Annotated in this window: 24 protein-coding genes; 15 read left to right on the top strand and 9 right to left on the bottom strand. The window is 46.1% G+C overall.

The window, feature by feature from the left end:
* Positions 1–93: 93 nt before the first annotated feature.
* Together J4N40_RS16040 and J4N40_RS16035 are read left to right on the top strand one after the other, a co-directional pair.
* Complete coding sequence (locus tag J4N40_RS16040; RefSeq protein WP_012841240.1) at positions 94–1,470, top strand: GntP family permease; 1,377 nt, start codon at positions 94–96, stop codon at positions 1,468–1,470.
* A gap of 9 nt (positions 1,471–1,479) precedes the next feature.
* Positions 1,480–2,091 carry a bifunctional 4-hydroxy-2-oxoglutarate aldolase/2-dehydro-3-deoxy-phosphogluconate aldolase gene (locus J4N40_RS16035; protein WP_025624148.1) on the top strand — a complete coding sequence of 204 codons (612 nt, stop codon included), beginning with the start codon at positions 1,480–1,482 and terminating at the stop codon, positions 2,089–2,091.
* A 105-nt stretch (positions 2,092–2,196) separates the two neighbouring features.
* On the opposite strand, the gene xapA is transcribed toward J4N40_RS16035, so the two are convergent.
* The gene (xapA, locus tag J4N40_RS16030; protein ID WP_213972335.1) at positions 2,197–3,021 is read right to left on the bottom strand and encodes a xanthosine phosphorylase; all 825 of its coding nucleotides are present in this window, start codon (positions 3,019–3,021) and stop codon (positions 2,197–2,199) included.
* Between the two features lie 121 nt (positions 3,022–3,142).
* On the opposite strand from xapA, the gene J4N40_RS16025 reads away from it, so the two are divergent.
* Complete coding sequence (locus J4N40_RS16025; RefSeq protein WP_017635035.1) at positions 3,143–4,048, top strand: LysR family transcriptional regulator; 906 nt, start codon at positions 3,143–3,145, stop codon at positions 4,046–4,048.
* A gap of 81 nt (positions 4,049–4,129) precedes the next feature.
* Here J4N40_RS16025 and gorA read toward each other — a convergent pair whose 3' ends face one another.
* Positions 4,130–5,485, bottom strand: a complete 1,356-nt coding sequence (gene gorA / locus J4N40_RS16020; RefSeq protein WP_005379157.1) for a glutathione-disulfide reductase — start codon at positions 5,483–5,485, stop codon at positions 4,130–4,132.
* Positions 5,486–5,744: 259 nt separating this feature from the next.
* Positions 5,745–6,584 carry a 23S rRNA (adenine(2030)-N(6))-methyltransferase RlmJ gene (locus J4N40_RS16015; RefSeq protein ID WP_250654316.1) on the bottom strand — a complete coding sequence of 280 codons (840 nt, stop codon included), beginning with the start codon at positions 6,582–6,584 and terminating at the stop codon, positions 5,745–5,747.
* A 399-nt stretch (positions 6,585–6,983) separates the two neighbouring features.
* Here J4N40_RS16015 and prlC point away from each other — a divergent pair, with 399 nt between their 5' ends.
* Entirely contained in the window at positions 6,984–9,026 is a 2,043-nt protein-coding gene (gene prlC, locus J4N40_RS16010; RefSeq protein WP_017635033.1) for an oligopeptidase A, read from the top strand.
* A gap of 66 nt (positions 9,027–9,092) precedes the next feature.
* Here the strand turns inward: prlC and asnC are convergent, their stop codons facing one another.
* Positions 9,093–9,557 (bottom strand): transcriptional regulator AsnC, encoded by a 465-nt coding sequence (asnC, locus tag J4N40_RS16005; protein ID WP_005389595.1) that lies wholly within the window; start codon positions 9,555–9,557, stop codon positions 9,093–9,095.
* A 113-nt stretch (positions 9,558–9,670) separates the two neighbouring features.
* On the opposite strand from asnC, the gene J4N40_RS16000 reads away from it, so the two are divergent.
* From J4N40_RS16000 to J4N40_RS15990, 3 genes are all read left to right on the top strand, one after another.
* The gene (locus tag J4N40_RS16000; protein ID WP_250654315.1) at positions 9,671–12,796 is read left to right on the top strand and encodes an EAL domain-containing protein; all 3,126 of its coding nucleotides are present in this window, start codon (positions 9,671–9,673) and stop codon (positions 12,794–12,796) included.
* Between the two features lie 89 nt (positions 12,797–12,885).
* On the top strand, positions 12,886–13,665 hold the full coding sequence (locus tag J4N40_RS15995) for a class I SAM-dependent methyltransferase (RefSeq protein WP_005379162.1): 780 nt from the start codon (positions 12,886–12,888) through the stop codon (positions 13,663–13,665).
* Positions 13,666–13,851: 186 nt separating this feature from the next.
* Complete coding sequence (locus tag J4N40_RS15990; RefSeq protein ID WP_169644346.1) at positions 13,852–14,424, top strand: hypothetical protein; 573 nt, start codon at positions 13,852–13,854, stop codon at positions 14,422–14,424.
* Between the two features lie 68 nt (positions 14,425–14,492).
* Here the strand turns inward: J4N40_RS15990 and J4N40_RS15985 are convergent, their stop codons facing one another.
* Both J4N40_RS15985 and uspA read right to left on the bottom strand, forming a co-directional pair.
* Positions 14,493–15,371 (bottom strand): carboxylate/amino acid/amine transporter, encoded by an 879-nt coding sequence (locus J4N40_RS15985; protein WP_017821112.1) that lies wholly within the window; start codon positions 15,369–15,371, stop codon positions 14,493–14,495.
* 64 nt (positions 15,372–15,435) lie between these two features.
* Positions 15,436–15,861 (bottom strand): universal stress protein UspA, encoded by a 426-nt coding sequence (uspA, locus tag J4N40_RS15980; protein ID WP_005379165.1) that lies wholly within the window; start codon positions 15,859–15,861, stop codon positions 15,436–15,438.
* Positions 15,862–16,142: 281 nt separating this feature from the next.
* Here uspA and ftnA point away from each other — a divergent pair, with 281 nt between their 5' ends.
* The 3 genes from ftnA (at position 16,143) to J4N40_RS15965 (ending at position 18,459) form a co-directional block, all read left to right on the top strand.
* On the top strand, positions 16,143–16,670 hold the full coding sequence (gene ftnA, locus J4N40_RS15975; protein WP_005379167.1) for a non-heme ferritin: 528 nt from the start codon (positions 16,143–16,145) through the stop codon (positions 16,668–16,670).
* Positions 16,671–16,761: 91 nt separating this feature from the next.
* A complete protein-coding gene (uspB, locus tag J4N40_RS15970) occupies positions 16,762–17,085 on the top strand; it encodes a universal stress protein UspB (protein ID WP_005379169.1) in 324 nt (107 codons plus the stop codon).
* A 180-nt stretch (positions 17,086–17,265) separates the two neighbouring features.
* Complete coding sequence (locus J4N40_RS15965) at positions 17,266–18,459, top strand: BaiN/RdsA family NAD(P)/FAD-dependent oxidoreductase (RefSeq protein WP_005382944.1); 1,194 nt, start codon at positions 17,266–17,268, stop codon at positions 18,457–18,459.
* 93 nt (positions 18,460–18,552) lie between these two features.
* On the opposite strand, the gene J4N40_RS15960 is transcribed toward J4N40_RS15965, so the two are convergent.
* The gene (locus J4N40_RS15960) at positions 18,553–19,896 is read right to left on the bottom strand and encodes a sigma-54 interaction domain-containing protein (RefSeq protein ID WP_086046424.1); all 1,344 of its coding nucleotides are present in this window, start codon (positions 19,894–19,896) and stop codon (positions 18,553–18,555) included.
* 436 nt (positions 19,897–20,332) lie between these two features.
* On the opposite strand from J4N40_RS15960, the gene J4N40_RS15955 reads away from it, so the two are divergent.
* The 5 genes from J4N40_RS15955 (at position 20,333) to J4N40_RS15935 (ending at position 23,656) form a co-directional block, all read left to right on the top strand.
* Positions 20,333–20,884: a BON domain-containing protein gene (locus J4N40_RS15955; protein ID WP_005379174.1), complete on the top strand. Its 552-nt coding sequence runs from the start codon at positions 20,333–20,335 to the stop codon at positions 20,882–20,884.
* A gap of 45 nt (positions 20,885–20,929) precedes the next feature.
* Positions 20,930–21,106: a DUF1328 family protein gene (locus J4N40_RS15950; RefSeq protein WP_005379177.1), complete on the top strand. Its 177-nt coding sequence runs from the start codon at positions 20,930–20,932 to the stop codon at positions 21,104–21,106.
* 8 nt (positions 21,107–21,114) lie between these two features.
* Positions 21,115–21,312 (top strand): hypothetical protein, encoded by a 198-nt coding sequence (locus tag J4N40_RS15945; RefSeq protein ID WP_005379178.1) that lies wholly within the window; start codon positions 21,115–21,117, stop codon positions 21,310–21,312.
* Positions 21,313–21,415: 103 nt separating this feature from the next.
* Positions 21,416–21,847: a hemerythrin domain-containing protein gene (locus tag J4N40_RS15940; protein ID WP_171345948.1), complete on the top strand. Its 432-nt coding sequence runs from the start codon at positions 21,416–21,418 to the stop codon at positions 21,845–21,847.
* A 144-nt stretch (positions 21,848–21,991) separates the two neighbouring features.
* Positions 21,992–23,656 (top strand): diacylglycerol kinase family protein, encoded by a 1,665-nt coding sequence (locus J4N40_RS15935; protein ID WP_171345949.1) that lies wholly within the window; start codon positions 21,992–21,994, stop codon positions 23,654–23,656.
* A 204-nt stretch (positions 23,657–23,860) separates the two neighbouring features.
* Here J4N40_RS15935 and J4N40_RS15930 read toward each other — a convergent pair whose 3' ends face one another.
* Positions 23,861–24,259 (bottom strand): hypothetical protein, encoded by a 399-nt coding sequence (locus J4N40_RS15930; protein ID WP_005379193.1) that lies wholly within the window; start codon positions 24,257–24,259, stop codon positions 23,861–23,863.
* Between the two features lie 148 nt (positions 24,260–24,407).
* On the bottom strand, positions 24,408–24,845 hold the full coding sequence (locus J4N40_RS15925) for a DUF2383 domain-containing protein (RefSeq protein WP_005379194.1): 438 nt from the start codon (positions 24,843–24,845) through the stop codon (positions 24,408–24,410).
* Positions 24,846–24,956: the final 111 nt, after the last annotated feature.

The following is a 24,956-nucleotide window of genomic DNA, read 5'->3' as shown; positions in this document are numbered from 1 at the left end:
GGGTTTATCTTATTCATGTTATCGGTAACATGTTACTGGTAACTGAAATAAATGTGAACCATAACACAAACAATAATTCTTAAAGGTGAACCTATGGAGCAATTAACCCAAGCCCCAGATCCTACGTTCCTACTGACGATTGCAGGCCTTGCCATTGCAGCGTTACTCGTTCTGATCATTAAACTGAAAGTCCATGCTTTTGCTTCCCTTACTATGGTGAGTTTAGGTACGGCAATCGCCACTGGCGTTCCTTCAGAGAAAGTCGTATCGACCATGATGGGCGGCTTCGGCGGCACGCTGGCTTCCGTGGCATTGCTGGTTGGTCTTGGTGCGATGATCGGTAAAATTCTTGAAGTGACTGGCGGTGCGAAAGTGCTGGCAGACACTTTGATTGGTCGCTTTGGTAAAGAGCGCGCACCATTTGCTTTGGGCGTCGCTTCATTACTGTTTGGCTTCCCAATCTTCTTCGATGCTGGCCTTGTAGTGATGATGCCAATCATCCTAAGTGTGGCGGCTCGTTTTGGTGGCTCACCAATTAAATACGCGTTGCCTGCAGCTGGTGCTTTTGCGGTTATGCACGCGTTTGTTCCACCACACCCAGGTCCGGTTGCAGCGGCAGAATTCCTTGGTGCAAACATCGGTCTGTTATTGGTGGTGGGTATTCTGGTGGCTATTCCAACTTGGTACCTTGGCGCTTACCTATTTGGTTTGTACGCGGGCAAAAAATTCGATATCCCACTATCTAAAGCCTTCTTTAATGGCGAAGCGATGGTGGATGAGCGCAACGCACCAAAATTTGGCACGGTTATGACCATCCTTGTGCTGCCAGTCCTGCTAATCTGTTTGGATACGGTACTGAACACACTGGCGGTTGCGGGTGTGATTGATGGCAAAACGGCACTGGTTGAGTTCCTACGTATGCTAGGTAAAACTCCAGTCGCGTTGCTGATTACTTTGATTGTCTGTCTGGCTGTGTTTGCCAAAGACTACGGCATGGCAAAACTAGAAAAATTGTGTGGTGAGTCATTGGCTCCAATCTGTGGCGTTATCCTAGTAACGGGTGCTGGTGGCATGTTTGGCGGCGTACTGCGTTCAAGTGGTATCGGTGATGCACTGGCTGACGTTCTTACAGACACAGGTATGCCTGTGATTGTGGCGGCGTTTGTGATTTCAACCTGTCTGCGTGTTGCTCAAGGCTCGGCAACGGTAGCGCTAACCACTACGGCAGCTCTTATCGCGCCAGTTGTGGCTGCATCAACAGGTTTGAGTGAACTAGACCTTTGCTTTATCGTAATCGCGATTGCGGGTGGTGCAACGGTACTGTCTCACTTCAATGACTCTGGTTTCTGGTTGGTATCTCGTTTGCTTGAGATGGATGAGAAAACCACATTAAAAACTTGGACGGTAATGGAAACGTTACTTGGCGGTATCGCGTTTATTATCGTCGCAACATTAAGCTTTATTCTTTAGAGGTTCCCCATGACAACACTTGAACAACGATTAAGAGATATCAAAATCGTCCCAGTTATCGCAATCAACGACGTAGCACACGCTCTGCCACTGGCAAAAGTGTTGGTAGAAAACGGTTTACCATGTGCGGAAGTGACATTCCGCACCGAAGCGGCGGCGGAGTCGATTCGCATCATGCGTGAAGCGTACCCAGAATTGTTGATTGGCGCGGGCACCGTTCTGACCACAGAACAAGTGGATATCGCGATCGAAGCGGGCGTGGACTTTATCGTTAGCCCAGGCTTCAACCCAACCACAGTGAAATACTGTCAGCAACGTGGTGTGACTATCGTACCGGGTGTAAACAACCCAAGCTTGGTTGAGCAAGCGATGGAAATGGGTCTGCGTACGTTGAAGTTCTTCCCTGCTGAGCCATCAGGCGGCGTAAACATGCTGAAAGCACTGACGGCGGTTTACCCTGTGGAATTCATGCCGACAGGTGGCGTAAGCCCATCCAACGTGGAAGATTACCTAGCGCTGAAATCGGTTGTGGCTTGTGGCGGTACTTGGATGGTGCCAACCGCAATGATGGACAACGGCGATTGGGAAGGCATTGCTGAATTGGTGCGCGCAGTTAAGTAAAACGCACAAACGGCTCCGAAATACCCCCGAACGTTAGAAAACGTGATACGAAAAAGGGTCATCAAGTTACTTGATGACCCTTTTGCTTTTTGGAATGAAACGGCTTTAGAAGTGATGCTTCATAAAGCGCTTAATAAAGCGAATGAAATCTGCTTCGGCTAGCTTCGCGCACTTCAATGTTTGGGCGTGAGACAATTCTACATCTCCCAAGCCTTCTGCCATGTTGGTGATCGCACACACTGCCAATACGGGTAAGCCGCAATGCGCCGCAGAAATCACTTCTGGCACGACCGACATGCCCACCACATCACCACCGATGATTTGCATCATGCGGATTTCGGCTGTGGTCTCAAAGTTGGGGCCTGTGTAAGAGACAAACACGCCTTCATTGAGGTGAATGCCATTGGCTTTGCCGACTTCAAACGCTTCTGCTCGCAGGTCTTTGTCGTAGACATTGGCGAGGCTGAAGAACCTCGGGCCGTACTCTTCATCATTCGGACCGATCATTGGCGATTCAGGCATGGTGTTGATGTGGTCATGAAATACCACCAGAGAACCGACATCAATACGCTCAGGGCGAAGGGAGCCTGCCGCGTTGGTGACGAGCAGAAACTCACAGCCCAGCTTTTTAAAGGTGCGCACGGGCGTGGTCATGACCTTCATTGAGCCGTGTTCGTAGTAGTGACCGCGACCTTTCATGCACACTACGTCTACGCCACCCATGGTACCAAGTACCAACTCACCAGAGTGGCCTAGCACGGTGCTAACCGGAAAGCCTTCGAGCTCTTCGTATGGAATGACCACTTTGTCTTGTAGTTCATCTGCCAATACGCCCAAGCCAGAGCCTAAAATAAACGCCGCTTTAGGTTGGAAGTTTGGTTTGCGTTCGCGAATGGTTTGTAGCGCACCGATTACTGGATCGTGATTCATGTTAGTCACCTTCTGGTTGTGTGTTGATTCTATTGTGTGACTTTCTGCGCTGGTTATCTTTGCTTTATTCGCTACTATCATCCTTAAAAAGAGGATGATGAAATTCGCTAGGACTCAATGCATGAAGTCAGAACCATTTGAGCGCGTGACGCTGAAGATGCTGCGTTACTTTTACGAGGTCGCACAAACCAAGCATTTCACTAAGGCCGCCGAGAACCTCAATATCACCAATTCGCCGTTGAGCAATCGCATCAAAGAGTTGGAAGAAGTGCTTAACGTCAAACTGTTTGAGCGTGATTCAAGAAACGTCATGCTGACGGAGGCCGGGCGATTGTTGGAGTCCAAATGCCAACTGATTTTTCAGACCTTGGATGTCTCGCTCAATCAAGTGCAGCAAGTGGGGTTGAACCAGAGAAATATCCTGCGAGTTGGTGTGGTAAGTAGCGCATTTTGGGGTGGATTTGATCGTCTGTTACAGCGTTTCCATGCTGAGCATGACACTTATCACGCCGACATTTTTGACCTTAACCCAGAGACGCAAAAGAAGCATCTGAGCGAGAAGAAAATCGATGTGGGCATTGTGCGTTTTGCTGATGCACTCAACATTTATCCGTATCAGTCGGTATCTTTGGGCAAAGATGTGTTTGTGGTGGCGGTGTCGGAGCAACATGAGTTAGCCAGCAAATCTTTGCTGCGGCTCCAAGATTTAAAGGCGTGTGAGTTTGCGTTTATGAGTTTGGCGAATTCTGCCTCGGCAAACTTCATCATCAATGCCTGTCTGCAAGAAGGCTTTTCACCCCATATTGGCAAACAAGTGGTGGAGCCAAGCACCTTGATGGCATATGTAGCAAACAGCAATACCGTGACGTTGGTTCCGTCGACATTTTCTCAGCATCATTGGCATGGGATTCGTTTTATCAAGCTGAAAGAGTCACTGTGTGCAGACTTGTGTCTGATTCATGATGGTAAGCAGGAGAGTGCTATTAAAGCCGAGTTTATTCGCACATTATTAGAGAATGCGAGTTAAGCATGGGATAACAAAAAAAGGTCATCCTAAGATGACCTTTTCAAATGATTCGCTGAAATCAGCAATGCGATTAGCGCGTAATTAACGCATCGTTACGAACTCTTCAGAGCCCGTTGGGTGGATAGCCACAACAGAGTCGAAGTCTGCTTTGGTTGCGCCCATCTTCATTGCTACGCCGAAGCCTTGGATCATTTCATCTACCGTGAAACCGATGCCGTGCAGACCAACAACCGTTTCTTCTTCGCCCGCACATACAAGCTTCATCTTACATGGTTGACGGTGCTTAGTAACGGCGGTGTACATCGCCGTAAAGCCAGACGTGTAGACTTTGATATTGTCTTTGCCGTACTTCTCTTCCGCTTCTTGCGTCGTTAGACCGATAGTGCCGATTGGTGGGTGGCTAAATACCACAGTTGGTACCAAATCGTAGTCCATTTTCGCGTTTGGTTTGTTGTTGAACAAACGCTCAGAAAGTTGACGACCCGCTTTCACTGCTACTGGCGTTAGCTCGATACCGCCTTCCATGATGTCACCCACACAGTAGATGCCTTTCACGTTGGTTTCTTGGTATTCGTCTACCTTGATGTAGCCTTTTTCGTTCGTTGCCACACCGGTTGACGCTAGGTTGATTGCGTCTGTCGCAGGGTGACGACCGATTGCCCAAATCAGTTGGTCAACGTTTTGGCTTTCACCGTTTTCTAGGTGCAGAGTTAGGCTGCCATCGGCTTCTTTTACCACTTCTTTTGGTACAGAGTGGGTGTGCAGTTTTGGACCTTCTGCGTCCATCACTTCAACCAACGTATCGATGATCATTGGATCGAAGCTACGCAGTGGTGACTCTTTACGTACGAACAGGTGCGTTTCTGTACCTAGCGCGTGCAGTACGCCAGCAATTTCAACTGCGATGTAGCCAGCACCCACAACCGCAACGCGTTTTGGTTGCTCTGCTAGGTCGAAGAAGCCGTTTGAATCGATGCCGTATTCAGCGCCTGGAATGTTTGGAATAGTAGGACGACCACCAACCGCGATCAGGATGTGATCTGCTGTGTAGTGTTCACCGTTTACTTCGACAGTTTTTTCGTCAACAAACTTAGCAAAGCCTTTAATCACGTTTACTTTGTTGTTGCCAAGAACGCGATCGTAAGATTGGTGAATACGACCGATGTATGCCTGACGGCTCTCAACCAGTTTGCTCCAGTCGAAACCTTTCACGTCGACATCAAAACCGTAATCTTCTGCGTACAGGTTCATTGCTTCTGCGATTTGCGCGCCATGCCACATCACTTTTTTCGGTACACAACCTACGTTTACACAGGTACCGCCAAGGTCTTGAGCTTCGATTAGCGCAACTTTCGCGCCGTACATCGCCGCACGGTTTGCAGATGCGATGCCGCCACTGCCGCCACCGATACAGATATAGTCAAAATGAGTCGCCATTACTTTCTCCAAGAGCTTATAAATTTTATCTGGTACATAGATAGATTGGGATGACCTTGTCCGAACTCAATGCCACCGTTATCCCACTATCATAAATCGAATTCGACTAATTCCTAAATGGGAAAAAGCGACAATACTTATGACAAATAGCGATGAGAGGCACAAAAAGAAGAATAAGCACGATTGGAGGGAGAAGGTGAGAGCATAAAAAAGCGCAACGAGAATATCGTTGCGCTTGAAGATAGCAGTACTGAAGTGCTTACTCTGGCACAATCCAGTCCACTTTCCAGTGGCCAGTTGCTGGTGCGATCGCGTCTTGCAGGAATGGCAGAATCTCTTTCATCTGGCTTTCCAGTTTCCATGGCGGGTTAATCACAATCATGCCGGATGCCGTCATGCCGCGCTCGTTGGTATCTGGTGCAATACCTAACTCGATTTGCAGAATTTTACGAATGCCCAGTGCTTCCAAGCCTTCGATCATATCTTCGATGTCGTGGCGGTTTACTACTGGGTACCAAATCGCGTAGATACCGGTTGCCCAACGTTTATGGCTCTGATGAATCGCTCGCACCACATCGCGGTACTCTTTTGCGAGTTCGTATGGTGGGTCAATCAGCACCAAACCACGACGTTCTTGTGGCGGTAAGCTTGCTTTGAGGCGTTGGAATCCGTCCTCTTTGAAGATGCTCACTTGGCGATCACGATGGAATTCTTGCTCTAACAATGGGTGATCGGCTGGGTGCAACTCGGTCAGCACCATGCGATCTTGTGGGCGGATTTGCGCGCGCGCCACACGTGGTGAGCCTGGGTAGTAACGCAGCTTCTCGCCATTGTTGAGCACTTTAATGGCATCGATGTAGCTTTTGATGTCTTCAGGAATGCTTGGGTTATCCCAAATACGTGCGATGCCTTGTTTGTATTCGCCCGTTTTTTCAGACCATTCGTGAGTCAGATCGTAACGGCCCACACCCGAGTGGGTATCGTGATAAACGAATGGCTTATCTTTTTGTTTCAGCGCATCAAGAATGAGGCTTTGAACGATGTGTTTGACCACGTCGGCATGGTTGCCAGCGTGGAAGCTGTGGCGGTAACTTAACAAATTAAACTCTCGAAACACTCTTTGGCTGAGTGTGGTCTGTGATTTTCACTCTATGGCGGTATTATACTCAAGTAACTTAAAGATGTAGAACTTCCAATCAAATCTGTTCCTCTGATAAGGGGACGCTATTGAAATTTCTTTAAGTCACCCACACTTACTATTGGTAATCGAATTGAACTAGGTGAGTTTCTCGCACTCAAAAGGGTGTGAAATTTCATTTAGGTATAACAAGACTCAAGGACAGAGTAGCGCTGGTTGACTATATGATGGTCATCGCGGCATAGAGAAAGGGAACGGAGCTCCCCCAATCCATGTTGCTGGCTCGTCTGTACATTGAGTTGGCCTATCTACACAAAATAGACAGGCAATCACAGAGTCAAAACACAAAAGGAATTATTCATGTCTAATCCTCTTCTGACGTTTACGGACCTACCTCCGTTTTCTCAAATTAAACCAGAACACATCAAGCCTGCCGTTGAGCAAGCGATTGCTGACTGCCGAGCAAAAATCGATGAAGTTCTACAAGACAACGCTCACCCAACTTGGGACAGTGTGATTGCGCCAATTGAAGAAGCGGATGATCGCTTAAGCCGCATCTGGTCGCCAGTGGGTCACATGAACTCGGTAGTGAACAGCGAAGAGCTACGTGAAGCTTACGAAAGTTGCCTACCAATTTTGTCAGAGTACGGCACTTGGGTTGGTCAGCACAAAGGGTTGTACGAAGCGTACAAAACCATCAAAGCGAGCGAAGAATTTGCAACGTTAACTCGTGCCCAGCAGAAAACCATCACTGATGCACTGCGTGATTTCGAGTTATCAGGCATTGGTTTGCCATCCGATGAGCAGCACCGTTACGGCGAGATCAGCAAACGTATGTCTGAGCTGAGCTCTAAATTCTCTAACAATGTGCTGGATGCCACCATGGGTTGGACCAAGCACATCACAGACGAGAAAGACCTAGCAGGTATGCCAGAATCGGCGCTGGCAGCAGCGAAAGCTGCCGCAGAAGCAAAAGAGTTAGATGGTTACCTCATTACGCTAGATATCCCATCTTACCTACCTGTCATGACGTACTGCGATAACCAAGAGTTGCGTAAAGAAGTGTACGAAGCGTACGTGACGCGCGCTTCTGATCGAGGTCCAAACGCAGGCAAATGGGATAACTCAGAAATCATTACTGAGCAGCTAAAACTGCGCCATGAAATTTCACGTATGCTAGGTTTCAATACTTACAGTGAAAAGTCGTTAGCAACAAAGATGGCTGAAACGCCGGATCAAGTGCTGGGCTTCCTGAATGACCTAGCGACACGAGCGAAACCGCAAGGTGAACGTGAAGTCGAAGAGTTACGTCAGTTTGCGAAAAGTGAGTTTGGTGTTGAAGAGCTGAACGTTTGGGATATCGCTTACTACAGCGAGAAACAAAAGCAGCACCTGTTCCAAATTTCGGATGAAGAACTGCGCCCATACTTCCCAGAGTCAAAAGTCGTGAGCGGTCTGTTTGAAGTGCTAAACCGCGTGTTTGGCATGACCGTTACTGAGCGCGAAGGCGTAGACACTTGGCATGAGTCCGTGCGCTTTTTCGATATCTTTGATGCTGAAGGCACACTCCGTGGCAGTTTCTACCTAGATCTCTACGCTCGTGAACACAAACGTGGCGGCGCGTGGATGGATGATTGTCGTGGTCGTCGCGTTACGCTATCTGGCGAGCTGCAAACGCCGGTTGCGTATCTAACGTGTAACTTCAACCGTCCAGTGGGCGACAAACCAGCACTGTTCACGCACGATGAAGTCGTGACGCTATTCCATGAGTTTGGTCATGGAATCCACCACATGTTGACGCAAGTTGATACAGGTGCTGTTTCAGGTATTAATGGCGTGCCTTGGGATGCGGTTGAGCTACCAAGTCAGTTCCTAGAAAACTGGTGTTGGGAAGAGGACGCGCTGGCGTTCATTTCTGGTCACTATGAGACAGGTGAGCCGCTACCGAAAGCGATGCTAGACAAAATGCTCGCAGCGAAAAACTTCCAATCTGCGATGGGTATTTTGCGTCAGCTAGAATTCGGCTTGTTCGACTTCACGCTTCACACTGAATATGACCCAGAAGTGGGTGCGCGTGTACTGGAAACTCTGGCGAAAGTGAAAGAGAAAGTCGCGGTAGTTCCTGCGGTTGAATGGGCGCGTTTCTCACACAGCTTCGGCCATATTTTTGCTGGTGGCTACAGTGCGGGTTACTACAGCTACCTATGGGCTGAAGTGCTGTCGTCAGACGCGTATTCTCGCTTTGAAGAAGAAGGCATCTTCAACAAAGAGACGGGCCTAAGCTTCCTGAACAACATTCTAGAAATGGGGGGCAGTGAAGAGCCAATGGAGCTGTTCAAGCGCTTCCGTGGCCGCGAGCCACAAATCGATGCACTGTTGCGCCATTCGGGTATTGCGGCGTAAATTGAGCAAAAAACATCAAGGCCAACCGTTCAGTTGGCCTTTTTTGTACATTTTTTATAAAAAATTTTACGGATTTACGTTGCGGTTGATCGGGTTCTGCAACGATATCAATGTCTCTGTGGACTGAACCTCATCAATGGCTTGCAGCTTGTCGATCAGTACAAATTGCAGCTCTTCAATCGATTTGCACATCAATTTGACGAATATGTTATACGCGCCCGTGGTGTAGTAAGCTTCAACGACTTCGTCGAGCGCGTTGAGTTTTTCTAACGCGGAGTGGTAATCACGAGCTGCATTGAGGTTAATACCAATAAAGCAGCACACATCGTAGCCAAGCTTTTTGGTATTGATGATCACCTCCGTTCCTTCGATGATGTCAGCCGACTTCATCTTCTCGATACGCACATGGATAGTGGCAGGGCTGACATCGAACTGCTTTGCCATTTCTGCGTAGGGCGTTCTGGCGTCAGCCATCAGTGTTTTTAATATTGCGCGGTCAAGGTCGTCGAGTTTCGGCAGGCTCGCATTCATACTATGATTTCCGTTAGGGATAGAGTTTTACCTCCCTTTTATACTCATAGCGGATAGGATTCACAAGGTTTGGCAGGAGTAACTGCGGGTTAACTCCGAGCTATGGAGATAATGTGCAGCGTTTTCTGGTTATTGCCGCGCTATGTTGGAGCGCGTTTGCTACGGCCTCAGATCCGAAGGTGTTGGTCGTGCACTCCTATCATCAGGGTTTTTTCTGGACGGACTCCATACAGCGAGGCATCGAGCAACAGCTGGGCGATCGAGCGCTGGACATGCGTGTGCTCTATCTAGACTCGAAACGTAACCAGAGTGAGCAGTTTTTTGCGCAACTAAAATCCTTGTATCTTACGAAATTACGCAAAGAGCGATTCGATGCCATTTTAGTGAGCGATAACAATGCACTTGAACTCATGCAGCGTTTAGCCCCAATCATCAAAGACACCCCAGTTATATTTAACGGCATTAATAACTACCATCCTTCTTTACATCGTTCTCTGAATGCAACCGGAGTCATGGAAGATGTCGATTTGGAAGCGAATCTCGCTCTTATTGAGCGCTTACATCCGAACTACACACAAGTTCTCATCGTCAGTGACCACTCGGTGACCGGTGAGGTGTTGCGTTATCAAATCGACAATTTTGTCCTCAAGTTCCCGCAATATCGAGACAAAATCGTACAACTTGTCCCAGACAGCATCATCGATCTAAAACAACAAGTCGCAAAACTGAGTTCCGATAAAGTCGTCTTGTTCTGGACCTATTACCGAGATAAACAAGGTATGGTTGGCAGCGAGCGTGACTGGGTTGGTGTCAACAAAGTCTCAAACGCGCCGCTGTTTATGGTGCATGACATTGGTTTGGGTCATGGCGCAGTTGGAGGGGTTATTCAAAGTGGTTATCGGCATGGTATTGAGAGTGCAGAGATGCTTGAATTCGTTTTGGATAACCCTGATCAGCCTCTGCCTGCCGTGAAAAAAAGTGATTCTGAAATAAAGCTCGATTACCAAGCGGTAGCGCGTTGGGGATTGGGGGCTGAACAAGAGGTTTCTGCGGTATTTTTTAATAAGCCAATGAAGCTTTCTGAACGTTTTGCCAAGGAAATTCGCCTGTTTGGTAGTCTGTTTGTGGTGATGTCGGTGGTCATTTTGCTGATGGGTTATTATTTACAGCGGATGCGTCGCAGTGAGAGCGCTGCGCGAGAAAGCCAGGCTATTCTAGAATCGATTTTCGATCAGAGCATGCAGTATATGGGCATTTTGGATGCCAACGGTGTGCTTAAATCGGGCAACGATCACCTTCAATCCTTACTTTATCACCAAGGACTGCGTTTAGACCGACCACTTTGGTTTCATCCCAACTGGAGTGAGAAAGCCCAAGCGCTGCTAGAGGAGTATTTCCATGCGCCTCACCATCAAGTGTCGACGTTTGAAGCTGAAATTTGGAGTAAAGAACACGGCGCCTTGGTATTAGAAGTTTCGCTCAAGCCTTTTTCTCAGCAAGTAGGGAATCATAAGCAATACTTGTTTGAAGCGCGCGATATTACCAGTCGTAAATTGATGGAGGACAAGCTCTACCAACGTGAGTCAACCCTACGCAACTATTATGAGCAGCAGCCCGTGATGATGGTGACGCTTGATAGTAATAACCGAATTCAAGAAGTGAATCGATTTGCTCAACTACTTCTTGGCTACAAACCGATGGACATGCTCGGACATCGCCTGAGGGAGTTCTATTTTGATGACAAAGTGCTGTTCCCTCGCCAAGTGTTATTGCAACCCAACCAGCAAGTGCATGGTGTTTGGCGACGTGAAGTCGAGTATCGTCATGCAAATGGTCATCGTGTTTGGGTGCGCGAGAATATTCGTCCGCTGAGTGAATCTGAGCAACTGCTGATTGTGGGCGAAGATATTACCGAAACCAAACTGCTCTCCGAGAAATTGGAATACCAAGCTCGCTATGACTTACTGACGGGGACTTACAACAGAAACCATTTTGAACTAGAGCTTAAGACCGCACTGTGCGAAGTGGACAGCCATCGTCGAGTCCACGCCATGTTGTACCTCGACTTAGATCAACTAAAAGTCCTCAATGATACGGTTGGGCATGATGCAGGTGATGCGGCGATTCAATTCTGCGCAAGTATGCTGGAAGGCGTTCTGCCGTACAATTCCATCTTGGCTCGAATGGGAGGCGATGAGTTTGCGGTGTTACTCAAAGACTGTGACGAATATGGCGCCATCAATATTGCCAAACTGATCATCTCGACACTAAGCGAACACCTCTTTATTTGGGAAGACACACGCCTGTTCATCAGTTGCTCAATTGGTATCCGTATCATCGATCATACCGCTGATACGCCACAAATGGTGCACGCTCAAGCAGACTCTGCTTGTCACGCCGCTAAAGAGCAAGGCCGTAACCGCTATAATCTATTCAGCTTAGATAACGAAGAGTTGCAGCGTCGTCAGATGGAAATGCAGAGCGTCAATTTGGTGCATGAGGCATTGTCGAATCAACGTTTAGAACTGTTTGCTCAACCGATAAAAAGCTTACAAAAGCACGAGACTCAAATGTATTTTGAGATTTTGGTGCGTATTCGCAATGGGTACGGTGATTATGTTTCTCCTGCGCTGTTTATCCCTGCTTCCGAGCGCTACAACATTGCCCATTGGATTGATAAGCAGGTTATTACTCAAACGCTAGAGTGGTTTGAACAGCGTCCTGAGGTGATTGAACAGCTTGGTCGCTGTTCGATAAACCTTTCAGGTCAATCTATGGGGAATCAAGAGTTTATTGACTTCTTATTGGAGCGATTGGAAAGTTCGACTCTGCCGTGTGAAAAAATCTGCTTAGAAATCACCGAGACAGCGGCGATGAGCAATCTGGATCAAGCCATTGAGCTGTTTACCAAGCTAAAGTCTTTGGGTTGCATGATTGCATTGGATGATTTCGGATCTGGATTGTCTTCATTTGGTTACTTAAAGAAACTTCCTGTCGATATCGTGAAAATTGATGGTCTTTTCGTGCAAGATATCAACATAAATGAAATGGACCGCGTGATGGTTCGTTCAATCAATGACTTGGCGAAACAGCTCGGCAAAGTGACGGTGGCGGAGTTTGTCGAAAATGACCAGGTTATGCAGCATTTGATAGACCTCGGTGTGGACTACGGCCAAGGCTACGGTATTGGCCATCCTAAGCCGCTTTCTGAGCTAGTGGAGCAACTGACGGCTGTATAACCTCTGCGTAGCAAGCTCAACCTAGCATTAATAGGTAACTTAGGTATACACTCAGCGCCAGTTACCTCGATTTTTATTGGAGCCTCCTTTTGCAACTGCAATTGATCTGTGAAAACCCGTCTCAACAATCTCATCTTGATGAACTCGCTGCGCGTTGGCAGCTTTCACACACTGACGATAGCGATTTTGCTTTGGTGCTAACCACCGAGCGTTTGGAGCTACGTAAAGTGGATGAGCCAAAGCTGGGTGCAATCTTTGTGGATTTGATTGGTGGTGCGGTCGGTCATCGTCGCAAGTTCGGTGGTGGTAAAGGCCAGGCAATTGCGAAAGCTGCGGGGTTGAACAAAGGGGCAACGCCAACCGTGTTAGACGGCACGGCAGGTCTTGGTCGTGATGCGTTTGTGCTCGCCTCGCTAGGTTGTAAAGTGCAGATGGTCGAGCGTCATCCAGTCGTAGCGGCTTTGTTAGATGATGGCTTGGATCGAGCGAAACAAGACCCAGAAATCGGCACCTGGGTATCTGAGCGCATGTCGCTAATCCATGCTTCTAGCCATGATGCGCTGGAACAATTGGCGCAAGATAAAGACTTTGTCCAGCCAGATGTGGTGTATCTTGACCCGATGTATCCGCACCCAGAAAATAAAAAGAAGTCGGCGCTCGTGAAAAAAGAAATGCGCGTTTTCCAATCGTTGGTTGGCGCCGATTTGGACGCCGATGGTCTGCTAGAACCAGCCATGGCGTTAGCCACAAAGCGTGTAGTAGTTAAACGCCCAGACTATGCTAACTGGCTGAACGAGAAAAAACCGACCATGGCGATTGAAACGAAAAAAAATCGCTTCGATGTCTACGTTAAAGCATCGATGGCATAACTTCCTGACGGCTCAACTTTTCTTGTCACAGTATGGTGTGTCGTGCTGTGACTCAGCCTCTCTTTCCTCGTCTCTATTGATAGTTTTCTCTTGCTAATTCCCTTCCCTGACTGTATATCTAACTAAGAATTATTATTATTTCACTTGTTGTGATGCGGTCGATAACTGGGAAGCTGGAGTAGTAGAATGGCTAAACGTTTATGTAAAATGAGTCGCAAACAGATCGCGGCAGAACTGGGTGATATCCATCGTTTAGTTGTCGCACCAAAATTCGTTTGTCGTTCTTGCGCACGCTCTTCATCGGCCAAAGATACCCTTTGTAAGCCAGCCGCAATTCCTCCACAAAAATGCCAAGACAAGCCATTGAGTGAGCAACAAGCATGTGGCTTATTGGTTGAAGCTCTGCCATCACAAGCGATTCCAGTGACCACTAAACAAAGCAACGAAAAAGCCGCGATTGTGAAGCGTGTTGTTGAGCGTGTGAAAGAGAAAAAACAAGCCGAAAAATCTCTGGAGCCAGTAAGAGCCGACGCACCAGTATGGTTTGATTTAGCGGATAAAAAATCGCTCAAGAAAGCGAAAAAAGCACTGAAAAAGCACTATAAGCAGCAAAAGAAATTACTAAAAGTGGTGAAAAAACAACAAAAGTTACTTAAGCGTCAGCGCAAGCTTGAAGCGCGCAATGCGAAACTAGAAGTGTTGCTGCCAACGCCACCTAATACTTTGATGAACGCAATCTCACAAGCCAAAGTGCATTAATCAAACAAAAAACGCTCTCCAGTCGGAGAGCGTTTTTTATTGTCGAAATGTTTATAGGATTAGCTGCGTTACTTATTGGCGTAACTCATCTCTACGCGCTTTTTCACCCAGGTTTCGTTAATCCATAGGGATAGCATGATGATCGCACCGCCAATGGCGAGTCGCATGACATCAACATCGCGGTTCCAAATCACAATGTTTACAATCAAGCCCGCCGGAACCAATGCATTGTTCATTACTGCCAGTGCCCCTGCGTTCACCATAGTCGCGCCTTTGTTCCAAGCAAAGTAACCAAAACCAGAAGCAATCAACCCAAGGTATGTCAGAATGCCCCATTGTGTTGCAGTGGTAGGTAGTTTGTCGAGGTTACCCATGAGCGCGAAAGCCACGGTTGCTACACAAAGTGCACCTAAGTAGAAGTAGCCAAACACGGTGTGTTGTGGCAAATCGACGGGTTCACTCTCCATGATATATTTGTAGCCCACCTGACCGATGGCAAAGCAGAGGTTTGCTCCTTGTACGACCAAAAAGCCCAGTAGGAAATCTTCATTAATGCCTGCAAATTTAATCCAGGCGGCACCAAATACGGCTATTGCTGCGGTAACTAAGTACCAAGGTGAAAAGCGACCTTTCAAGAAGTCATAGATGAGCGTGACGTAAATGGGTGTGAATACGGTGAACAGCAATACTTCTGGCACGGAAAGGAGCAAAAAAGATTGGTAGTAGAAGCAATACATCAAACCGAGCTGGAAGCCACCGACAGTCATCAGTTTCGCGATTAGGGATTTGCTAACGCCACGGAATTTCAAAAAGGGAATGAAAACCAAACTCGCCAGTGCCACGCGCATGAACACCGAGAACCAAGAATCAACCTGACCGGCGAGGTAAACGCCGATCAGGCTAAATGAGAATGCCCAAAGTAGGGTAACTGCGGATAGATAAGCCATGGATGAGAATCTTTATCAACAACAAATGTGCCCGCAGTCTAACCAAGTTTTATCGTTGCGCCAATCAGTCTTTTAGCGGTACGACCAGCATATCGACTGGTGAGCAGTTAATAAGCTGTCGAGTCGAAGATAGAATCTTGCTCCAGAAATCTTGGTGATGACCACAAACCACCAAATCGATACTGTAGTCTTGAATGGTATCGCACAGCTCATTACTCAAATCGCCACTACCGACCAAGGTATGGGCAATTGGGTATTGCGCATATTCTGCGAAGTTTGCCAATTGTGTGCGCGATGCTTCCATTGCTTGATGTTGCGCTTCTGCCATATTGATATCGATAAGCCCAGTGTAGAGTTCTGCGTAGTTCACGTCGATGTGAATAAAAGAGACTTTCGCATCCAGAGGTTTAGCCAGTGATACGGCTTTCTTAATCAACACTTTACTGTCGTCTGAAAGGTCGACTGCCACAAGTATGTGTTTGTAACTCATATTGCTATCTCCTTGTAAGGTCATAGTTTTAGATTAGCACCAACCCCAAAAAAAATTTGCTGAAGTGATCTCATATCGGTGCCGTAGGTACAAAGTCTTGTCTCAGTAATCATGTTATAGTGGCGTTATACCCAAGTGACTTTGATATGCTGAAATAAGCGTAGTGTTACTGACTAGAGTTGAAGTGAAACTTCGCCGTGTCTGCCGACCAAGCTATTCTCGCAGCGTCACTTATTTCGAGGTTACTTGGGTATATTGCATGCACAATAATAGGAGTTAACATGCTGTCTCAAACTATGGTCGAACAATTGAATGAGCAAATTAACCTAGAATTTTTCTCATCCAATCTATACTTACAAATGAGTGCTTGGTGTGAAGACAAAGGTTTTGAAGGTGCGGCTGAATTTTTACGCGCTCACGCCGTAGAAGAAATGGAGCACATGCAACGCCTATTCACTTACGTGAGTGAAACTGGCTCAATGCCAATCTTAGGCGCTATTGATGCGCCAAAGCATGACTTTGCGAGCCTAGGTGACGTTTTCCGCGAGACATTTGAACATGAGCAAATGATCACGGAAAAAATCAACAAACTGGCGCACGTTGCATTTACTAGCCAAGACTACTCAACGTTTAACTTCCTACAGTGGTACGTGTCAGAACAGCACGAAGAAGAGAAGTTGTTTAAAGGGATTTTAGATAAGATCGAACTGGTAGGTGAAGACGGTAAAGCGTTGTTCTTCATTGACAAAGATCTAGCACAAATGGCGAAAGAAGGTTCATCTTCAATCATGGATGCTCCAGCTGCGTAAACGCGTTTTGGGACGTTGTAAGTAGCGGGTAAAGACGAAGTGTTGATCGTCTTTTTCTCTTGAGCATTGTTGAAGATGTAGGGAGGAAAAGATGATCAGTGGAGACACAATCTTATTTGCGCTAATGGTGGTAACTGGAGTTAATATGGTCCGGTATCTCACCGCTCTTCGTTCTCTAATTTATATCATGCGTGAAGCGCACCCGCTGTTATATCAGCAAGTTGATGGTAATGGTTTTTTTACCACTCATGGAAATGTCACCAAGCAGGTGAGGTTGTATCACTACATTAAAAGTAAAGAATATCATCATCACCACGATGAAATTTTTACTGGTAAGTGTGAAAGAGTGCGTGAACTGTTTGTTCTATCGACCGCGTTGCTCGGCGTGACGCTACTTGCAGCCTTCATTCTCTAAGAGTCAATAATCTAGATAGTTGTTCTGTCTGAGATTTTACGGACATACAGAGCGCTTAGAGTTTAAGCGCTTTTCCCTTTCGGTATTTGTCGGTAGAATGTCGCGCCTAGAAAGCAAGGATGTGCAATGTGCACATCCTTTTTTATTTTGATTCGATACCAATCAGTCTAAGAGCTACCGATGAGTAAGAAATTTGATGTTGTTGTAATTGGCGCAGGCGCAGCAGGTTTAATGTGTGCTGCAGAAGCAGGCAAGCGAGGCCGCCGTGTTTTGGTGCTCGATCATGCTAAAAAGCCAGGACGTAAAATCCTTATCTCGGGCGGTGGTCGCTGTAACTTCACTAACTACGACGTTTCAGCTAATCACTATTTGTGTCAAAACCCGCACTTTGTTAAGTCGGCGCTCTCCCAATACACTAACTGGGATTTCATCTCGATGGTGTGTAAACATGGCATTGAGTTCGAAGAGCGTGATCACGGCCAGTTGTTTTGTGTCGATGCATTTACGGCCAAAGATATCGTGAAGATGTTGTTAGCTGAGTGTGACATGCCGAACATCGAGCAGCGTTACCAATGCGATGTTCATTCGATTGAAAAAATTGATGAAGGCTTTCGTTTGCATGCTGGTACTGAGATTGTCGAATGTGAGTCTTTAGTTATCGCAACAGGTGGCTTGTCGATGCCAAAACTGGGAGCGACACCATTTGGTTATAAAGTCGCGGAACAATTTGGTCTTCGAGTTATCCCAACCACGGCAGGGCTTGTACCATTTACTCTGCATAAAGAAGACAAAGAAGACTTTGCTGAGTTATCTGGTATCGCGGTACCTGCGGAAATTACGGCTGAAGATGGCACCATGTTCAAAGAAGCCCTGCTCTTCACACATCGTGGGTTATCTGGTCCAGCAGTGTTACAGATTTCTTCATTCTGGCGGGCCGGGCAAAAGGTGTTGATCAATCTTGTGCCAAACGATGATGTTGCTGAGTTATTAGAACGCAGTCGTGAGAAGCATCCAAATCAGTCACTCAAGAATACGCTTGCCAAAGTGCTGCCTAAGCGTCTGGTTGAAGTCTTAATTGAACGTAAAGAGCTAGTCGATAAACCGCTAAAACAGTTCAATCAAAAGGAGCTTGCGGCGATTGTGGAGCGTCTAGAGCATTGGGATATCGCCCCGAATGGCACTGAAGGCTACCGAACTGCGGAAGTGACACTCGGCGGTGTCGATACTGATCACTTATCCTCGAAAACCATGGAATGCAAAGACATTAAAGGGCTTTATTTTATTGGTGAAGTGATGGATGTGACTGGTTGGCTAGGGGGCTACAATTTTCAGTGGTGCTGGTCGAGCGGTTTTGTTGCGGGGCAGTGGGTTTAATCAAACACCAAACGCAGCCTAACTGCATAAAAGATAAGATACAAAAAGAGCACTGAGTTTTATTCAGTGCTCTTTTTGTATTCCCATAGCGAGTTACTCGTCTTGATACTTTTCGAGTTTGTTATAGAGCGTTTTCACGCTAATGCCTAACTCCTGCGCTGATTCCGTTTTATTGCCTTGATTCTCTTCAAGGGTGTTGAGAATGGCGGCTTTTTCTAGCTCTTCTAGCGAAACGCCCGCCGGAACAAGGTCTTCGATACTGGTGCCTGTTTCCAATGGTGGTGTGTCGAAGATAAGATGTTCATCTCGGATGGTGTCATCAGCCAAAATAAATGCACGCTCGATCGTGTGTTTGAGCTCACGGACATTACCTGGCCAGTCGTGTGCAGCGACTTTTTGGATCGCAGAGTCAAGAATCGTTTTGGTTTTTGCCTCATTGGCGTTGCGGTGCGCGATAAAGTGCTTGGCCAGACCGACGATATCACCGCCTCGTTCTCGCAGTGGCGGTATCGTTAATGGGAAATGCGATAACCGGAAAAACAGATCTTCACGCAGGAACTGCTCCTCAATGGCGATTTTAGGATCACGGTTTGTAGCAGCAATGATGCGAGTATTAGCGATATGAACTGTATTACTGCCAACTGGGCGATACTCTCCGGTTTCTAGCACCCGCAATAGCTTCACTTGATGCTCGATAGGCATCTCGGTGATTTCATCTAAAAATAGGGTGCCGCCCTCTGCCTGCTTAAATACACCTTGGTGAGTTTTATTTGCTCCGGTAAAAGCGCCTTTCTCATGGCCAAACAGTTCACTATCAACCAATTCAGGGCTAATGGCACCACAATTAATCGCTATAAAGGGCTGTTGTTTACGCTCACTCGCTAAGTGGATGGTCTGCGCCACCAGTTCTTTGCCTGATCCACTTTCACCGACAATAAGGACGTTGGCTTCGGTTTTAGCAACGCGCCTGATCATACGATAGAGCTGATGCATCGGAGAGGAAGAGCCGACCAAAAGACCAAATTGGTCAAGATCGCTGGTGGACACTTTACGCCCTTGATCTTGTTTGTGTTGATAGTACTGGCTGACTTCGCTCAGGGTGTCCGTCAGAATGGCAATATCAACGGGCTTTCTGTAGTGAAAAATAGCACCCAAGTTCATCAGCTTATCCAAGTTCTCGTTTGGAGCGCCTGAGCTAATGATGATCAAGTCCATATCGTAGATGTCTTCGATATTAGAAAGACGTTGATAATCTGCACTAGTAAAGTGGGCGACTTCAACAATCGCAACTTCCGGTTTGAGTTGTAGGAAATCTTCAATCCATTGGTCTGCGGCATCGATGTCATGCAGACGAAATTTGTTCAGTTCCTGGCAAGAAGCGATGGCATTTTTAAGTGATGGATCTTGTATTCTTAGAAACAGGCTTGGCATCGACATAGAAATGTCCTCTTTACTATGACAGAAACAATGTACGTGGATTATTCTCACTTCACAAGACAAAATATTGTCAGCATAGATTTAAGGATTTGTTCGGTATTTTTATGTTGTTAGCCCCTTTTTGATATATATCGGTGAGAGCCATCAGTAGATATTTCCTTTTGTTCAGATTTTTATTTTTAAAATAATAATTTTGCTATTAATTGATTCTGGATAAATAGCCTTTCTGTTTTATCAGGTTATTTCGGCACAAGTGACGGAGGCTTTATCACCGATTAAAAATTACATTTTTTACGTGTAAATAATTCATGCTTATACTTTATTGCTCATCTCATTTTTACCTCTTTCCTTTATTAGTCACTTAAAAACAATGAGTTATAAAGTTGGCACATGGTTTGCTCCTAGGGAAGTGCAACGTCAATAAAGGAGAATTACCATGAATAACATCGCAGCTAAAATTGTACTTACGTCAGTTCTTGCTACTTCATCTACAGCAGTCTTAGCGAGTGATAAATGGGAAAAAGAATCCATGGACGCTTGGCTAGATGGTAAAGCTGAAACCACACTACTGCTAAACAGCAATCTCAACTCTTTTGATATCAATACCGATGTTGAGAATCAGGTCGTTACCCTTTCTGGTTCGGTAAACAATGATCTTGAAAAATCTCTTGCCGAAGAGCTTGTTACTGGTCTTGATGGTGTGAAAAAAGTAAACAACGAATTGTCAGTAGTGAATGAAGGCAAGAAAGAAACTGATTCAGAAGCTTTAGCTACACTGACCGATTCTAAAATCACGACTATAGTTAAAACGCGCCTACTAATGGATACCAATGTGAGTGGTACGGATATTGATGTAACGACAGAACGCAAAACGGTAACGTTGGCAGGTAAAGTTAATTCAGATGCGGAGCATGATCTTGCAATTTCAATTGCAAATAACACCAATGACGTAAATAAGGTGATTGATAAGCTAGAAGTGGTTCAATAATAGCGAGCCGAGTGATTTAACCCACTTTTATTAGGAGGTAACACTATGGTTCGTTGGATGTTTATTTTTCTGGCACTGGCACTAATTTCTGCACTATTAGGCTTTACCGGTATTGCAGGAGCTGCTGCCTCTATCGCGCAAGTGATATTTTACCTATTCCTATTGTCATTAATTGTATCAATAGTGATTGTTCTGCTGGGAAGAAAAAACGTAAATAGATAGGAGATTCCATGCGACTTACGTCATTTATTTACCGTATCGCCGCAGTATTCGGTTTGGTGTTTGCGTTGGCAGCTTGTAGTGAAGAAGGGCCAATGGAACAGGCCGGCAAAAAGATAGATGAAGCCGCCGAAGAAACCCAAAATGCGATTGAAGATGAATGTGAAAACATTAAAGAAAACCTAAACGCTGAAGACCAAGATTGTTAGCCGAATCAGGTTAGGTTTTTACGCATAGCTATGTAAGAGAAGGGCGGTCAATCACCGCCCTTCCTTTTGTCCCAATTGTTTACAATCAGATAAGGAGTCAAAGATGAAAAACATATTTGATGTACTGAAAGAGAGTCATGAAAAGCAGCGCCTTTTACTCGATGCTCTGATGGAAACGTCTGGAGATTCCCCCGCTCGTGAAGAGTTTTACCACAACCTTAAAGAGGAACTCGAACAGCACGCAGCGGCAGAAGAGCGATTTTTCTACGCGCCTTTAATAGATAGCGATAAGACCATTGATCTCACTCGCCATGGCATCGCAGAGCATCATGAAATTGATAAAGTGATTGCACAGCTTGATGCAACCGATATGAGCTCGCCAGCGTGGCTCAACCTAATGAAAACCTTGCGTCACAAAGTGTTGCACCATCTTGAGGAAGAAGAGCAGCGTTTCTTCCAGTTAGCCGGTAAGGTAATGACCGATAAGCAGAAAATGAAACTAGCGGATGGTTATGTTGAAGATATGGCAAGCTAGGTAGAGTGTTGGACCTTTTCGTGCCATTTCGGCACGGGAAGGCACTCAATCAAGGCGTTTACTCAAGTTCATGTATCCAAGCTCAATCCCCCGCGTATTCTAACTTCTACTAAAAAGTGCACTCGCTGAAGGCAAGGAGAGCGAATGTTTATCATCAAATATTATATTCTTGGCGCTCTGATCAGTTTATTGGCCGCTATCTATACGCCTCAAATTATCGTTAGTCTGCTGTTCTTGTGGATATCTCTTTCTTTAGCGTTGGTCAGCGTAGCCTACGTATTCGACATTCCCTCTATTTTTAGAAAAAACCAAGATGGCAAGATTGTCAGATGGATTCGCTGGGCATTCATCCCATTTTTATTGGGGGCTAGAGCGTATAACGCCTGGGAAAGACGGCGTGATACAGTACCTCCAATCCAAAAAGTCAGCGACAATTTATACCTATCTCGCCGTTTGTTTCAGAGTGACTTAGATTTTCTCGAATCCAATGAGATCTCTTGTATTGTCGATGTCACCGCAGAATTTGCAGGCCTTGAAAGCGCGATGACCGACAAGCAGTTTCATTACCTTTCGATTCCGGTACTCGACCACAAAGCCCCAACGCTAGAGCGTCTTCGCCATGCGATTAACTGGATTGATACTCAAATCTCGTGCTCGCGGGCCGTGGTTGTGCATTGTGCGTTAGGGCGTGGTCGTTCAGTGTTTGTTGTGGCGGCGTATTTACTGAGCAAAGACCCGTCACTGACGGTTGAATCCGTGATGAAAAAAATCAATGACGTACGCAGTACCGCGAGATTGAATAAATTACAGATTAGAACGTTACGAGCGATCAGTGAAAAAGGCGTACTGGGGCTGGATCAATCCACTTGGATGGTGGTTAACCCTGTTGCAGGTGGCGGCAAATGGGAGGAAAACGAACAGCACTTGATTCGTGAGCTAACCAAAAAATATCGCTTGAGTATTCATCAAACCACCACAAACCTCAGCGCCGAGCAGCTAACACAACAGGCAAAAGAAAGTGGAGCTAAGCAAATCATCGTAGCTGGTGGCGATGGCACAGTAACAGAGGTGGCGAGCCAATTGGTGGATACCGACCTCAAACTCGGTATTGTTCCGCTCGGAACTGCCAATGCGTTATGTCATGTGCTCTATGGCGTTGGCGCAAAATTCTCACCGGTCGAAAAAGCGTGTGAAGCGTTGCTTGGCGGACACTGCCAACGTATTGATACTGCGGACTGCAATCAGCGGCTTATTTTGTTGGTCTTAGGTATTGGGCTAGAACAGAAGATGATCGAGCACGCTCAGCGAGAAGAGAAAAATGTTTTTGGACAACTCGCTTACCTCACCGGCTTTTTTAATGCTGTAGTGGCGGAAGAAACGCAAGCTTTAACCGTTTCGTTAGACGCTCCAACTGAAGATGGAAAATACGACAATAATACACAAACGCTTGAAGTCCATAGTTTTGTCGTTGCGAATATCGCTCCATTTAGTACGTTGCTTGCCCAAGGTGGTGATGCGCCGCAGCCTGATGATGGCAAGCTGCATATCACATATTTAGATAACACCGAGTCTTTAGGCGGACGTCTTATCGCATTGTCGGATCTGACATTAACGAGCGTAGGCGCACAGGAAGAATCGACACATTTTCAATACGCGACGGCTCAGAGCGTCACTATTTCTGCGAATAAACCGATTGAGTATGTGATTGATGGTGAACTGTATTCTGATGAGCAACTGGCAATCAAGCTGCGTCCAAAGTCATTGAACGTATTTGTTCCAGGCCAGAGACGTAAATCAGCTTCGCTTTAACACTGTAATCCGCGGATAACGCGCCATTTGCTTCGTATTCTACATGGCGCTTTTTCTGTGTTGTTTGATGATTTGGTGTGCGTCGTAAAAAGGCTATCAAGGTCGCTGCGTAGTAGATGCAGCGGCTTTTTTCTATCTGCACCTTTTACTAGGTTGATTGGGGATGAGGGTTAAACAAAGTGAAAGAAAGAAGGGCGAGTACAATTACTCACCCTGAGGTAAGTGCTTTTCAATTTCATCGTTTTCAACTTGTAAAGCAGCTAACCAATAAGAAACAAGTGCGGTTAAGTTGGTGTCGTCAATGGCTCTAAGCAGGGCTTTTAAATCATCTAACAGTAATTTATTCATAAAATGCATTTCTTTGTAATTGCCTAACTCGGCAACGCCGTATTCGGTGGCATTTTCTGCAATGAATTGTTCACCATCTTGATCGAAGAACAGCTTCGCCATCTTTTTGATCATCACTTTTTCTATTTTCACGAATCGATATGCCGCTCTTGCGAGTGTCATATGTGATTGCGGGTTAACGAGAGGCAAACACGTTTGGCGATGGTGTGTCATTTTTACGAGTAGCTCCCTTACTCGATTGTTATCCAATGTCATAGTGACCTCTTTATTTATGACTATTGTCGTGGGACATTTCTCGTGATGGTTATGTTAATGCGCCTGTGGGCTTGTCAGAAATGGCCAAAGCAAGTTGGCCATTTCTTTGATCAATACCGAGCTTTATTGCAAAGGCGACCATCAAGTTTTAGCTAATAAGGCTGATGCTGCTGAGTTTTTCTTTGCAGCTTTTTATATCGCTACGAACTTTCAGCAGAACCGAGTTATCCGCCTGCTCTGGGTGGGAAGTAATCAAATTCTCAATCTCTTTGAGTACCTTGCTTTCGACACCTTCAAGCTGTTCTAAATACATAGACTCTTTGTCAGAGGACACTTCCTTCATCACGTCGCTGTAGACCTCACGCGCCTTGATGGTGTAGGAAACCGGAGTGTCGTCGGCAGATTCTTCATTGTTACTTGCTAGAGAGTAGGGAGTGAGCTCAATGACTGCACGCTCACGTACTCTGAGCAGTTCTACCAACACATTATTCAAAGAAGTGTTGTCAATGTTCTCGATGGCCTTGTTGTAAATTTCATTTCCGCTTTCGATAAGCTCAATGATTGAGGCGATGTTTTCATTTTTCATATGCCACTCCTTATTTACTGGTGATAGGGGTGTTTGAGCGTATGGAATACAAACACGATGTTTCATCTTTAATTGCAGGTTGTATGCCAATGAATTTTAAGTCTTATTAAT

This window comes from Vibrio sp. SCSIO 43097, assembly GCF_023650755.1.
Taxonomy (GTDB): domain Bacteria; phylum Pseudomonadota; class Gammaproteobacteria; order Enterobacterales; family Vibrionaceae; genus Vibrio; species Vibrio alginolyticus.
This window is presented reverse-complemented; position numbering and strand designations above follow the sequence as displayed.

Coding starts and splice junctions, on each gene's coding strand:
- prlC (WP_017635033.1), top strand. CDS start 6,984: ATGTCTAATCCTCTTCTGACGTTTACGGACCTACCTCCGTTTTCTCAA.
- J4N40_RS15925 (WP_005379194.1), bottom strand. CDS start 24,845: ATGAAAAATGAAAACATCGCCTCAATCATTGAGCTTATCGAAAGCGGA.
- J4N40_RS15945 (WP_005379178.1), top strand. CDS start 21,115: ATGCGACTTACGTCATTTATTTACCGTATCGCCGCAGTATTCGGTTTG.
- J4N40_RS15930 (WP_005379193.1), bottom strand. CDS start 24,259: ATGACATTGGATAACAATCGAGTAAGGGAGCTACTCGTAAAAATGACA.
- J4N40_RS15990 (WP_169644346.1), top strand. CDS start 13,852: ATGGCTAAACGTTTATGTAAAATGAGTCGCAAACAGATCGCGGCAGAA.
- J4N40_RS15965 (WP_005382944.1), top strand. CDS start 17,266: ATGAGTAAGAAATTTGATGTTGTTGTAATTGGCGCAGGCGCAGCAGGT.
- J4N40_RS15950 (WP_005379177.1), top strand. CDS start 20,930: ATGGTTCGTTGGATGTTTATTTTTCTGGCACTGGCACTAATTTCTGCA.
- ftnA (WP_005379167.1), top strand. CDS start 16,143: ATGCTGTCTCAAACTATGGTCGAACAATTGAATGAGCAAATTAACCTA.
- asnC (WP_005389595.1), bottom strand. CDS start 9,557: ATGAATGCGAGCCTGCCGAAACTCGACGACCTTGACCGCGCAATATTA.
- J4N40_RS16035 (WP_025624148.1), top strand. CDS start 1,480: ATGACAACACTTGAACAACGATTAAGAGATATCAAAATCGTCCCAGTT.
- J4N40_RS15955 (WP_005379174.1), top strand. CDS start 20,333: ATGAATAACATCGCAGCTAAAATTGTACTTACGTCAGTTCTTGCTACT.
- uspA (WP_005379165.1), bottom strand. CDS start 15,861: ATGAGTTACAAACACATACTTGTGGCAGTCGACCTTTCAGACGACAGT.
- J4N40_RS15960 (WP_086046424.1), bottom strand. CDS start 19,896: ATGTCGATGCCAAGCCTGTTTCTAAGAATACAAGATCCATCACTTAAA.
- J4N40_RS16040 (WP_012841240.1), top strand. CDS start 94: ATGGAGCAATTAACCCAAGCCCCAGATCCTACGTTCCTACTGACGATT.
- gorA (WP_005379157.1), bottom strand. CDS start 5,485: ATGGCGACTCATTTTGACTATATCTGTATCGGTGGCGGCAGTGGCGGC.
- uspB (WP_005379169.1), top strand. CDS start 16,762: ATGATCAGTGGAGACACAATCTTATTTGCGCTAATGGTGGTAACTGGA.
- J4N40_RS15935 (WP_171345949.1), top strand. CDS start 21,992: ATGTTTATCATCAAATATTATATTCTTGGCGCTCTGATCAGTTTATTG.
- xapA (WP_213972335.1), bottom strand. CDS start 3,021: ATGAATCACGATCCAGTAATCGGTGCGCTACAAACCATTCGCGAACGC.
- J4N40_RS15940 (WP_171345948.1), top strand. CDS start 21,416: ATGAAAAACATATTTGATGTACTGAAAGAGAGTCATGAAAAGCAGCGC.
- J4N40_RS15985 (WP_017821112.1), bottom strand. CDS start 15,371: ATGGCTTATCTATCCGCAGTTACCCTACTTTGGGCATTCTCATTTAGC.
- J4N40_RS16025 (WP_017635035.1), top strand. CDS start 3,143: ATGAAGTCAGAACCATTTGAGCGCGTGACGCTGAAGATGCTGCGTTAC.